Consider the following 12,057-nt stretch of genomic DNA (forward strand, 5'->3'; position numbering starts at 1 on the left):
ATGCAAGAGTAATGTAGTTCTTTCATACCTAATATACACACCTTCAAGCTAGGCCCATTATGAAGTTAAAAAAATTATAACTAAGTAAAAAAATATTGGTTTTACTAGGGCTTTAGATACACTGCGTCTCAACCTTTGTTGTGGGACATTAAAATGAGTATTTGGAAGCAAGCAATTTCACTTATCTTTGTGATTTCTATGGGATTTTCCATAAGTACTACCCTTTACGCTGCCCAGACAGTCCCCTTTCCCTACTCACAATTTAATGTTCAAAAACCTTTAGAGCTAGACCTTCAAAAAGCCAATTCCTTACATCAAAGATCCTGCGATATACACAAGAGCATAAGCCATGGACCTAGCTCTTCTCTCCCCAATTCTTGTAAATTTGTAGAAGCCTATCATGAAATGAATGCCATTGGAGAATGGCTCACAAATCAAGCATTACTAAGCCACAATCCACAAAATCTTTTGGCGCTACCAGATATCTATCTTATAAAAAACTGGGATGACTTTTACCTGCAATCTATCATGTGGAGTTACTCGATCAACTTTCCTTCGCACGATTATGCTCAAGCGAAAAGTATAGTCGAGAAAATTATTAAGTGGGGATTTTTACGTAAAAAACTTTCCGCACTCTTGTGGATTGATACAGCCAAACCAGCTCATATTTTATTAACGATTGAAAATCCAAAACGCAATCTTGGGCTAGCGCTTTTGCGCACTCAACTTGAGACTGACTCATTATTCAAACAAACTTGGCTTATATCTGAATCATATTTGATATGTGGTGAAGACCCAACCTGCGAATCCAACATTCAAGAGTTCTTATACCAAAGTTGTCAGATCGCAAAAAAATATCAACATAGAGCAAAGACCATATACGAAGCCTTTGCAATCAAATCACCTCTTGCGCCACAAAACGCTTTTGAGATTTTCACAGCCATAAATTTAAAAACTCAAACTGAGCTTTTAATCACCAAAGCTCTTCTAGATGAATTTGCCAACGGAGAAGTCTTTGTAATACCAGATAGTGATTTGATTTCAGAAATTATAAACGTTGCCAGTATCGAAACTAGCAACAATGAATTTTATCAAGAAACAAAGAAAACTTACTATATTTCAGAAATTCTAAGAATCTCCAAATTATGTGATCGCCTTCAACATGAAGGGCACTTAATACCTACTCGTATTACTTTGAACTCTGATTCCAAAAATTATTTTTTATCTGTTGAAACCGAAGCCACAGAAACGCTTTCTTATTTTGAAAAAAAATATAATGACCTCATAGAGGAGATGCACTGATGTTTAAAAAAACAGTGTTTATACTTTTGTTAATATTTGCGGCATCTTGCAAAGAAGACAATAATAAACCCACACTTAATAAACCGACTAACACTCAACCTGAAGATTTAAAAAATGATGAAGGTATTCAACCCATAAGAAAGACTGAAAAATACAGTCAATGGGACTTGAAAATTGGTCAACACCATTTATCTGTAACTAGCTTTGGATCTTGCACAGGTCTTACACAATGTGAATTTGAAGATTTCACGTTGGTTCAGTATAAAGACCGAAAAATTTTTGCAAACAGAAAGTTTCCCGCAGATTTTGACTTTAAAACACAGTTACAAGAAGTAAGCCCTAAAATTATTGTAATAAAAAATTGGCAAATAAGTAACGAAGATTTTACTGAATATGAACGTCTTTTTTACCAAAATTTAAAACAACTTTCCGACAATGCTATAAAACTAGAACTTCAAGAAAATTTTGATGTCCAAAGGTACAAATCCGTTAAAGCCGCTCAACATCACTTACAGACAAGCCGATGCACACAAAGCTACTTGGTACAAAATTTTAAAGCTCTGTGTCCACTAACAGATGGTAATATGAATATCACCAATAGTTCTATGGACATATTAGCCAGTATGGCCACAACTGGTCTCATCACATCTGTGCAATATGATCTTGAATCCGACCAAATAGTGAGTTTGGCCACCTTTCTTGAGACCACTCTGTTTCCAAAGCTTCTACATGGGTTTGGCAAAGGTTTTAATACCTACCTAAGTAGTACAAACGTCTTATTACCTTCAGATATCGTAGAATTTAACTCTGTTACCCCGCAATACTCTACAAATTTAAGATATATTGCAGGAAAGTGTGAACAACTTTACAAGGAAAAAGCTTTAAAAGAATCTCGTAACAATTTGATGCCCAAAACCACATTAGACATGAATCCACTATGGGAAAAAGACCTTTCTGAAAAGCTAGTTCAAATCTTACAAATTCCATACAACGATTGGAAGTTAAATACATATTCTTACAACGAACCTATTACTCGTCTTGATCTTTTGGAATCAGATTTACCCGATTTATTTTTTACAGATAATTTTATGGATAACCAGATATATAGAGGAGGTTCTTGTGAATCTCTTTTTTAGAATTACAGGATTACTTTGTGGTAGCTTAGTTTTAGTTACATTCAGTTTCGCAAAAATAAATATCAACCTTGATCTTACTGCAGAAATGGATGTTGAAACACTCTACTCGTACACAAAGCGACCTAGGGCTATTTGTGGCAGAGTGGTTGGGTCAACCAAAGGTCCCTTTTCACAAGGGCCTTTCAAGCCCAAATCTGTACTTTCTGGAAATATTGAAGCTTCTCAGAATTTATTTAGCGACTTATTTGTAAATATCAGTAGCGGCGAACAGAAGCTCTCAAAAGATAAGTTAGTCAAAAAAATACGCACTGTTTACGCTGATATTCAAATTAACAAAGGAAATGAATACGACCCAGTAAGTTTGTATATTGATCTTAAAGATGTACGCCATTTTGATAAAGACAGTGGAATTATTAGTGTTAATGGGAAAAGTAAATGCCGATTTAGGCGTTGGAAATCCGCAATATCAAAGCCACTTGTTAGAGGAAAAATTCAAGTTTCCTATACTGTTCCTCAAAACGTATGGCTTTTGACCATTGAAAGAACTAGAGCCACTGGTTTATTTGAATTTTCAAATATTGATGCCTCTGAAGGACATCGTAGCTTCAAAGGGAGCTTAAATCCTTTTATTGACCTCGCCTCAACTGAGGATATTGTGTATTTGTGGGTCAAACCAGGATCTACCATTACACAGGATTTTATTTATTCAGAAACTTATGCCAACCATCATCTTCCTATTCGTGGTGAGTTTTCAATAAACATCAGACCCGTGGTTAGTGACTCAATTACAAATCTCGCACAGGCAAAGGTTTGGTTTGCAGATTATCAATCTGCACTTAAAGATAACGCCTCAACCTCAAATACCCATAATTCATTGGGAGAAAACTTAAAATTTTATAAATTTATTCTGGATCATATATCTTTGATCAATAATGAATCCTTATTACAAGATATGGTTTCCACAATATCCATATATGATTTGGAAAATATCATGGAATCTCTAACACAAGGACGTGACCATGTTAATTTTTCGCCCGATCAATCTCATCTACGTATTGCATCTACTATTTTATCTTACAGGATCGCTCAAACCTATATTTCAGGTCTGTTACCTTATTGCGAACCTTCCAAACTCAAGCTTCCTTACAAAAATATAGATTTAGATTTAAATTGGTTGGCAACAACACACTACCTAGTAAATAAAGCAGCACATAGAATTAAGAACTATAATGTTTCTGCACTATCCAATTTGGTTTCTATATTATATGAATACCAAAATTTAGGACTCACATACGCTCAAATTAGGAATGATCTAGTAGAATATGAGAAAATTCTGCAAGCCTATAATATCATTTCTAGTACCATGGACCTAAGGTCTTCGCCACTCAAACAGTCTTATGAGGAGATCTTATATCTATTTGAAAATTTTGACCCTCAAGCTATAAAAATGAGCCAAACCCAACAAATCTTAAATACATTAGAACAGATTTCTATATTAGAAGTAGGCTTAATAAAAGAATTAGTTTCTGAAATACGACTGTTTCAATCTAATAACAATGAACAAATAAACCTTACAGCATTGGCGGAGAAAATCCAAAATTTAGAAATGCAAATTAGTAAGGCTATCGATGCCATTGACTCTAGCGGAGAGATTTTCTCTATCTCTTCCTCTGGATTGAATAAAATGAATGAGATGATCATCACTTTAGGAGTGAACTATATTTCTCTATTTGAAAAACCTTTTGAAACTGAATTTGAATTATTTAGAAAGAACTTTTTTAATAGTGAAGAACTTAAACAAACTAGGGAACAGCTTCTGGTATGTTTGGGAGCAAAGAAATGATCCATATTATAACCAAATCTTTAAAAATATTTTTATGTTTTTGCTTGATCCTACCCACACCTTTATTTGCTGAAACTTATATGGGAGGCGCAAAAAAAACCGTTCAAGCACTTGAAGACCGCGCCCATTTGATTGTGGATAATCTAATATTAGTTGATGTGATTAACGCTATTCAGTTCGCAGCAGAAGAATCCATAAAAACATCACAATATGGCTATGCTTTAGAGTCTTTCATTACTAAATCTATAGAAATGGAAGCACAGTACGACAAATTTTTACTTGAACCCCAAGTAGAATATGTCACTACTCGAAAATCTATTGAAGACACCTTAGATAAGTACTTATCATTTTATACAAAACAGATAGATATGGCTTGGATTGTTTCAGAACACGAAAGACAAAGACAGTCGAGCGTAAAATTGATCAATATGGCATTAGGGTCCTTAAAAAACACATGTCAGCAAGGACGATTTAACCCAAATGTTGATGCTCGCGCTATGCTCTCTGAAGAACTCCCTGCTTATGACTTCACCTTTAGAAAAATAGGACATTCCAGTACTTTCTTAAACCTTTTAGATTATCAAGGTGTAAACTATCATCACGACGAAAAACTTTTACAAGCTATGTATCAAGCAGGTCAATTTGGCCTTACCGCATCTAGTATTTTGATAAGCAGCGCCGTAGTTACAGGGCTTGAAGCCGTAATTTTTAAAGAAGCGTCACTTTTAGCCTTTAAAAAAGGTTTTATAGCTACCACTTCCAGCTCTACTTTTTCGTCCGCGCTTCTTGCAGCCACCCCCTATATCATTGCAGCAGTTGTAGTTATGATCATTGTGACTGATTTTGTAAACCGTCGTAAAATGGAAAAACTTAAACGCAAACGTCTAGAGGCTGAACACTATAAATTTGAAAATACGCCACGAACACAATGGATTGAAAACGAGTACAAGGAACGATGTTCTGAGGTGATTCAAATGTTAAACCCCATAGCTCAAGATTTAGATTTTATTGAAAAGTTTGCTCATGCTCCACAAGAAATCGTAAAGTATTACAAAGAAGATATCTCTGACCTTAAAAAAGAAGATGAAGCCTGGAGTGAATTTGCCTTAGCAAGTTGTCAAAAAGATTTAGCCGAATCTTACGAAAAAAGAGCCTGTGTTACCACAGAAGAGTTCATCAACCTAGATATTCAGGACTATCAATCTAAAAACAAAAGTATTCCGACGTGCATTTATAATGAGCAAGCGATTGCTGGCACCAATTGTAATATCATGTTTGATCAGAATGGAGAACTTGATATAGACAAAGACAAAATTCAAAGCATTGTTGATTCCTATTCTGATCCCAATGGCTCTCATCTTGACGATTTGGAAAAACGTATCAAAATTTTAAGATATCAGATGTATAACGCCTTTGCACATAACTACGAATCCGTCAGCCAAGAACTTTATTACCGCATCAATACTGTTTTGGACCAAAAAAGACGTAGTGCCTTTCAAAGATTATTAAAGCTTGCTGGTATTTATGCCCAGTCATCGCAAAACCAAAATCAAATTGCTCTCGATCAAGCAGCTGAAGGACAAAAAGAACTTTATTATCTAGAAAACGAGTTTCAAGACATAGTGTCTTTAGCTGTTAGCGTCACTTTTGAAAAGTCCTCTCCAACATTACTACTCAAAAGCCTAGTTGATTTCAAAAAGAGATTTGAAACGTTTCATCAAGAGCATTTGTATATGACAGAAAGTATAGATTTAAATATTCGCCTCAAAAAATTACAAACACTTTTACAGCTTAAACTTTAAAGGACGCTATATGTTTAAAGTATGCTTTAATATTTTTATTTTTAATTTTCTTCTACCCTCTCTAGCTTTTGCGGCTCCTATCAAAGTCGTTATTGATGAACCTATACAGCTTATCAAAATAAAAGGGGGGTTTAAACCCTCTAGTGACTCCCGAGTCACATATATTATTGGTAATCAAGAATTCAGACCTGATGGAAAAATTTATCAGAATGGAGCCAATACAGGTCAAGATTGGAGCCTTGTTACACCTGACCTTGTCGAAAAACACTATGTCTACGAAAAACTTGCACGCGAACAGAATACCAATGTGATTGTAAATTTAGAAGTTCTACGAGTAGATGCCAGTGATGGATCTTTTTCTTACCGCTTAGACTCTTCTGTGGCACAAGACAACCTACTTTCAGGCTATATTATCTCACCTAAGACAGGTGAAGAAAGTTTCATTCGTAATGGTTTAGAGTACCGATCTGACGGTAAAGTATATAAAAATGGACAAGCTACTGGAGAAACCTGGGGTCGTCCCTTAACAAAGTCTGGTACTGGAAGTAGTCTCTCAGAATTTTTAAATGGACCAGGTGGAGCACTTACCGCAGGAGTCATTGTATCTGTTATGGAACAATATTCAAAGCAAAATGAATGGAATCAGTATGTTGATAGTAGACGCGCTGAAGCCAAACAGATGCTTAAAGACTCTATAAGTGCCAATTACGATTATGCCAAATCTATCGATCGAAAAAATCACCAGATAGAAATGGAAAATAAAAAAGCTATTTACGGCTTAGATTCATTTTTTTTAAACCTTAATGATAATATTTATAAAGAACCTTTAGATATCACAATAAGTGATTTCAATTTACAAGATCCAACTCAAGATGTACTAAAGCATATTGAATATGAATTTAGTAAGGACACTCGTGATCTTCTAACAGAACAAGTTGAGGCTGCTGCCAATATAAAAGATTATGCGAAAATTTCTCGTCTTATAGAGTTAAGCTTAAACTCTAAGGAAGGACTACTACCAGAACTTCAAGACTATACAAAAGATGGACGATTGTTTTTACCTGAAAAGCTCAATCCTTCTTTAGGTGACAGTCCTCTTTCTGGTTTGGATTTGAATTTAGATCAAAGTACACAGATAGGACAAACCGCCACTCGAGTGGCCAACCAGCTCCAAACTGCCTGGGCAGTTGAAAAAGGGCTGCAGGGCAGTTCTAATAAAAATATTCTTAGACATGTCACCAGCTTAGCAATGTTCCAGCAAGCTTTAGGCACAGTAGTACAAAGCCATATTGATGCCTTAAATTATTTTAAACTTAGCTCTTTGATCATGGAGTCTGGTGCAGGATTTCACGCTGGCCTTGCAGAGGCTATCGAAGGGACCATCAAGTCTATTCCTATCTTAGCTAAAGCAGGATTCAATTTTGCTAAAAATGCCATGACTCAAGAAGGATACCTAGAAGACTCTTTTTTTACATTACTAGACAATATTCCCACCATTACACAAGCCATTTGGGCACAGATGATTGATTCCTGGGATATTATCCAAAATGGTTCTGCTTATGAACGCTCTAAGCTGGTTGGGAGTTTAAGCTTGGATGTTATCATAGGATTTGCCACAGGAGGAAGTGGTGCTGTAGCTGCTCGTGGCGCAAAGGTTGCGGCAGCCACACAAAAAAGCCTATCTGCTTTTAAAAATCTGTCTAACAAAGCTTTTGGAATCAAAAGGTCGGCAGCTTGGCTAGAACGTCAACGCCCTCATTTAAATAAATTTGAACATTGGGTTGATGTTGCAGATTTAGATTCCATAAATTTTCATGGACCTATCACTGGGAATTTAGACAAGACTCATAAGGTCACCGATCCTCTAGGTTCAATACCTACAGTGGACGGCAAAATCAAATTTGATCACCGTGGCATTCCTCTGCCCCACCAATTTGTTTCTAACACTTTCACTGGGGGGACCTATATGTCTTATATCTTAAAAAAACCATTGAGAGTTTATAGAGTTTATAATGGTGATCCTAGGTATCGCAGAGGGGCTTTCCTTTTAGAATCACTACCCGATGGACCCACACAAGGGATTATTGATTTTGCCTTACACCCTGGATTCGACAATACAGCCACACATTGGGCGATCCTTGAAATCAAAGCAGGAACACGGATTTTTGAAGGATCAGTTGCACATCAATTCGATAATGTTGTGCTTTCAAAAGCAACAGGAAAATTGACAAGTGGTTCTAAAAACCTGATGGGTGGTGCCACTCAACTCTACATTGCAGATGATCCTCGATCTGTACTTAAGGTGATTAACTATGGTTCTTTTTCTAAATAGATGGTACAAAAAGTTTCTAGCAGATTTATTGCGAGCCGAGCGTGACGAAAATTTTGCCAGAAATGGTGGACTAGATAAATATGACAATCGTATACCCAAAAAAACCACAATCAAAGGTCTTTTAAATTGTCTCAATAAAGAGCAACTGATGGAATTCGTAACCCCTGTTGTTTCTCAAAGATATGATGACAAAGCTTCAAACTCTGTGTTTAAAGATGGGTTCTATTTCCACAAAAGTAAAACAGGTGAAACTTACGTCTATTATGAGGTAGAAAGAGGATGTCTTTCTGGGTTAGTTGAAGATCTAGATCCATACAAAGTGTTTGGTTCTTTTCTCTTATGCTATCTGAGAACTTTCAATCATTGGCCTAAGGATGGAAATGAATATCTACCTCCTCCAGTCCAACTCGATATATAAGTTTTTAATTGTATACACTTATTGCAATAACATTTATAGAAAACCTATTTAATAGACTTTAAAAATGTCACGAAATGACTCCATGAACTCATATCAGAGTCTTTACGATATGCAGGACTTTCAAACACCGTAAAGGAATGAGGAGCATTACCGTAAGTGATCATCTCATGAGGCACTTTGCTTTGCTCTAGCTCTTCAGCAAGGCCCGCAAACTCTTTCATTGTGATATGGTCATCAGCCGTGCCGTGATAAATAAGAACTTGTGATTTAGCTTTTTTATAGTTTTGCCCTTCGGGAGTTTTTAATCCACCGTGAAAACTGGCAAAGGCTTCTGCTTTTTGACCGCTTCTGGCAAACTCTAAGGCTGCGGCTCCACCAAAGCAGTACCCCATCACCACCATTTTATTGGTGTTAAGCCCCTTTTTCTTGGCTTCCTTTACTGCTGCCGTCATAAGTCGACGCATTTTAGCGCGATCCTTATAAAGCTCACCCGTGTGTTGGGCCTTGTCTTTGTTTTCAGTAGGACGCACGCCTTGCCCAAAAAGATCTATGGCAAATACTGAAAATCCAAGATCAAATAACATGTCCGCACGCTTAGTTTCGTACTCAGTTAAACCATCCCAGTCATGAATGATAAATACCGTGGGCGCATCTTTAGATTTAAGCTTGAAATAGCCTTCGTATTTATCCCCACTTGAATTGTAAATCACCGTATTGGCAAAAGAGACAAAGGGGATAAAGGATAATAAGAAAACGACAATAAGAGTATATTTTTTCATGGCTTAAGCTCCTTAAAGGATTTTATGATCGCATTTGTAATAAGACTTTTGCAAGAAAGTTTTGAACATTGATCGTGAGTTAAATTCAACTTATTATTAAGGACCAAATATAGGTGTAAGAATTTTTGAGCTGCAGGTTTTGAAAGGATAAAATATGTCAAAAAAATGCATGATCATTACCCTACCACTGTGGCTACTTTCGTTCACTACAACAGCCCATACCAAACAGCCCACCTGTGATAACATCCAAACCTCCATCACAACTTACGACTTAAAAACCAACAAGTGGGCCTACACCGATAAAAAAGATTCCAAGGTGGGAACGTTACCAGCTTCAACGTTTAAAATTTTTAATTCTTTAATCGCCTTGGATCGTGGGACAACAAATACCCAAGAAGTTTTTAAATGGGATGGGACCAAGAGGGCTCTGCCACAATGGAATCAAGATCTGAACCTGCAAACGGCCTTTGAAGTTTCTGCCGTGTGGGTTCACGAGATCCTTGCAAGCAGGGTCACACCTTCTATTTATGAAAGATATCTTAAGTGGTCCAACTACGGGAATGGCAAAATTCATAAACATCGCAATGGAAATTTCTGGGTGTATGGAAATTTTAAAGTGACACCCACTGAGCAAATTCAAATGCTTAAAGCCCTTTATAAAAATGAACTTCCCTTTTCTAAAGCCACTATAGAAACCGTAAAGTCTTTTATGCAAAACAAAGAGCACCCCAATATCTCTGCCAAATCAGGTTGGCTACCTGACTACAATGGCACAGAGATCGGCTGGTGGGTTGGATGGAGAATGCAAAATGACTCGCCCCTATTTTTTGCCACAAGGCTTAGAAAACCCAAAAATTTAGAAAATAAAGACTTTTTAGCTTGTAGAATCTCCTTAACTCTCAAGCACTTAGACACACTTAACCCCTAATTTTTTATTTTACCCGTGTAATATTGATTTTTCTTATTTTACCCGTATAATATTATATGTGAGGTGATTATGTTCACATATACGGCATTTGAAGAGTTTAAAATGATTGGGCAGGGAAATATGGAAACTGTGGCACTAGCCGTGAAGGCTCGCATGAAAGCGAACAAAGCCGCAAGCGTTCTTATCTTTAGTGACTTGACTGGGCGTCAAATTGATCTTGATCTGAGCGGAACCGACAAGCAAGTTTTAGAACGACTTAAGGTTTATGCCTCACAAGATATTCCCACCCCTACTGGGGCAGGGCGACCTAAGCTTGGGGTCATTCCTCGAGAGATCTCACTTCTGCCTCGTCATTGGGAGTGGCTACTCAATCAAGACGGTGGAGCTTCGGCAGTCATTAGAAATCTGATTGACGAGAAAATTAAAATCCGACCCACAGATAAAATTAAGCTCGCCCAGGAAAGAACATATAAATTTTTATCTGCTATAGCAGGTAACCTTGAAAATTTTGAGGAGGCCACCCGCTTTTTGTACCGCAAGGATAAAGACAAGTTTAAAGCACTGATCTCAGGTTGGCCTAAAGATGTCATGAAACATGCGATCAGCTTATCTAAAGATGTCTTTTAAATATTAAAACATTCTTCTGACAGTTAAATTAAACGCCATGTTTTGGCTTTTACTACTCGCAAATGAATCTCTTTCGTTTAAAACTCTTGAGTACTCAACCTCTGTAATAAAGTGGGTCTTCTCGCTGAGCACAGTCTTCAAGTAAGCCGATACAGCATAGGCATCCATCACCTCTCTATCAATATGAACATTGTTTCCACTATAAGGATACGCTGGAGAAAGACCTAAAAGCCCACCCTTATCAATATAAGTCAGCACGAGTCCCCACAGATTGTCGTTTAAAGCTCTTTCATAGAAAGCAGATACAGTAAGATACCCTGCTTTATCGAAGGAACCTCCTGCATTTTTACCATCTGTTGAAAAAAGACCGTAATTGACCGCAAAACCTGTAAAGGCATTCGTTAAACTCCACTGATAAGCCAATTGAATATCAGCAGAAAACGAAGAGTCCGACACATTACATTTTCCACTGGCGTTACAGTCTAGTTTACCTTCAATTACGTTAGCAGCCACATTAAGTTTACCAAAAAATAAACCCGAGCCGATATCTTGTGAAAACTTAGCCCCTAATTGCACAGGCCCCAAGCCTGAATGGTCAGCTTCAATGGTGCTAGTTGAATACAGCAAGTTTCCATAAATAGAAATTTTTTCTAACATGCCCCACTCATAATTTACACTGTAATTACGCAAGGATATAGGAATAGGGCCCGCCATCACCTTATCTCTGTATTTACTAGCGTTGTCATTTAAAGTAAACTCGACAAAACTTTGACCTTTTTCTGCTTGTAATAAATATTCAGACGACACTTGAGCTTGCACTCCGATCCCATAAAATAACGTGATTAGACTCATGGCCCAAATTTTCATAGGGGCGCGCGGGGGGGGGGGGG

10 protein-coding genes are annotated in these 12,057 nt (G+C 37.1%); 8 read left to right on the top strand and 2 right to left on the bottom strand.

Going from position 1 to position 12,057, the window contains the following annotated elements; all coding sequences use genetic code 11:
- Positions 1-153: 153 nt before the first annotated feature.
- From M9899_05690 to M9899_05715, 6 genes are read left to right on the top strand one after another with little or no spacing between them, the layout of a single operon-like run.
- On the top strand, positions 154-1,302 hold the full coding sequence (locus M9899_05690) for a hypothetical protein (GenBank protein ID MCO5113648.1): 1,149 nt from the start codon (positions 154-156) through the stop codon (positions 1,300-1,302).
- Positions 1,302-2,438, top strand: a complete 1,137-nt coding sequence (locus M9899_05695; GenBank protein ID MCO5113649.1) for a hypothetical protein — start codon at positions 1,302-1,304, stop codon at positions 2,436-2,438. The genes M9899_05690 and M9899_05695 overlap by 1 nt, the downstream gene beginning before the upstream one ends.
- Positions 2,422-4,281 (top strand): hypothetical protein, encoded by a 1,860-nt coding sequence (locus tag M9899_05700; protein MCO5113650.1) that lies wholly within the window; start codon positions 2,422-2,424, stop codon positions 4,279-4,281. Before M9899_05695 ends, M9899_05700 begins: the two co-directional genes overlap by 17 nt.
- The gene (locus tag M9899_05705; GenBank protein ID MCO5113651.1) at positions 4,278-6,083 is read left to right on the top strand and encodes a hypothetical protein; all 1,806 of its coding nucleotides are present in this window, start codon (positions 4,278-4,280) and stop codon (positions 6,081-6,083) included. The genes M9899_05700 and M9899_05705 overlap by 4 nt, the downstream gene beginning before the upstream one ends.
- Before the next feature lie 10 nt (positions 6,084-6,093).
- Complete coding sequence (locus tag M9899_05710) at positions 6,094-8,415, top strand: hypothetical protein (protein MCO5113652.1); 2,322 nt, start codon at positions 6,094-6,096, stop codon at positions 8,413-8,415.
- Positions 8,396-8,833: a hypothetical protein gene (locus M9899_05715; protein ID MCO5113653.1), complete on the top strand. Its 438-nt coding sequence runs from the start codon at positions 8,396-8,398 to the stop codon at positions 8,831-8,833. Before M9899_05710 ends, M9899_05715 begins: the two co-directional genes overlap by 20 nt.
- Positions 8,834-8,877: 44 nt before the next feature.
- Here the strand turns inward: M9899_05715 and M9899_05720 are convergent, their stop codons facing one another.
- Complete coding sequence (locus M9899_05720) at positions 8,878-9,612, bottom strand: dienelactone hydrolase family protein (GenBank protein MCO5113654.1); 735 nt, start codon at positions 9,610-9,612, stop codon at positions 8,878-8,880.
- Positions 9,613-9,766: 154 nt separating this feature from the next.
- Between M9899_05720 and M9899_05725 the strand changes: the two genes are divergently transcribed.
- Both M9899_05725 and M9899_05730 read left to right on the top strand, forming a co-directional pair.
- Entirely contained in the window at positions 9,767-10,540 is a 774-nt protein-coding gene (locus M9899_05725) for a penicillin-binding transpeptidase domain-containing protein (protein MCO5113655.1), read from the top strand.
- Between the two features lie 69 nt (positions 10,541-10,609).
- A complete protein-coding gene (locus tag M9899_05730; protein ID MCO5113656.1) occupies positions 10,610-11,167 on the top strand; it encodes a DUF2239 family protein in 558 nt (185 codons plus the stop codon).
- Positions 11,168-11,170: 3 nt separating this feature from the next.
- On the opposite strand, the gene M9899_05735 is transcribed toward M9899_05730, so the two are convergent.
- Positions 11,171-12,057: hypothetical protein (locus M9899_05735; GenBank protein MCO5113657.1), on the bottom strand; the 887-nt coding region annotated here is incomplete at its 5' end.

The organism is Pseudobdellovibrionaceae bacterium, from assembly GCA_023954155.1.
Lineage (GTDB): Bacteria > Bdellovibrionota > Bdellovibrionia > Bdellovibrionales > UBA1609 > JAMLIO01.

Bases quoted from the DNA above. Each gene is read 5' to 3' on its own strand.
- M9899_05690 (MCO5113648.1), top strand. From the start codon at position 154: ATGAGTATTTGGAAGCAAGCAATTTCACTTATCTTTGTGATTTCTATG.
- M9899_05695 (MCO5113649.1), top strand. From the start codon at position 1,302: ATGTTTAAAAAAACAGTGTTTATACTTTTGTTAATATTTGCGGCATCT.
- M9899_05705 (MCO5113651.1), top strand. From the start codon at position 4,278: ATGATCCATATTATAACCAAATCTTTAAAAATATTTTTATGTTTTTGC.
- M9899_05710 (MCO5113652.1), top strand. From the start codon at position 6,094: ATGTTTAAAGTATGCTTTAATATTTTTATTTTTAATTTTCTTCTACCC.
- M9899_05715 (MCO5113653.1), top strand. From the start codon at position 8,396: ATGGTTCTTTTTCTAAATAGATGGTACAAAAAGTTTCTAGCAGATTTA.
- M9899_05720 (MCO5113654.1), bottom strand. From the start codon at position 9,612: ATGAAAAAATATACTCTTATTGTCGTTTTCTTATTATCCTTTATCCCC.
- M9899_05725 (MCO5113655.1), top strand. From the start codon at position 9,767: ATGTCAAAAAAATGCATGATCATTACCCTACCACTGTGGCTACTTTCG.
- M9899_05730 (MCO5113656.1), top strand. From the start codon at position 10,610: ATGTTCACATATACGGCATTTGAAGAGTTTAAAATGATTGGGCAGGGA.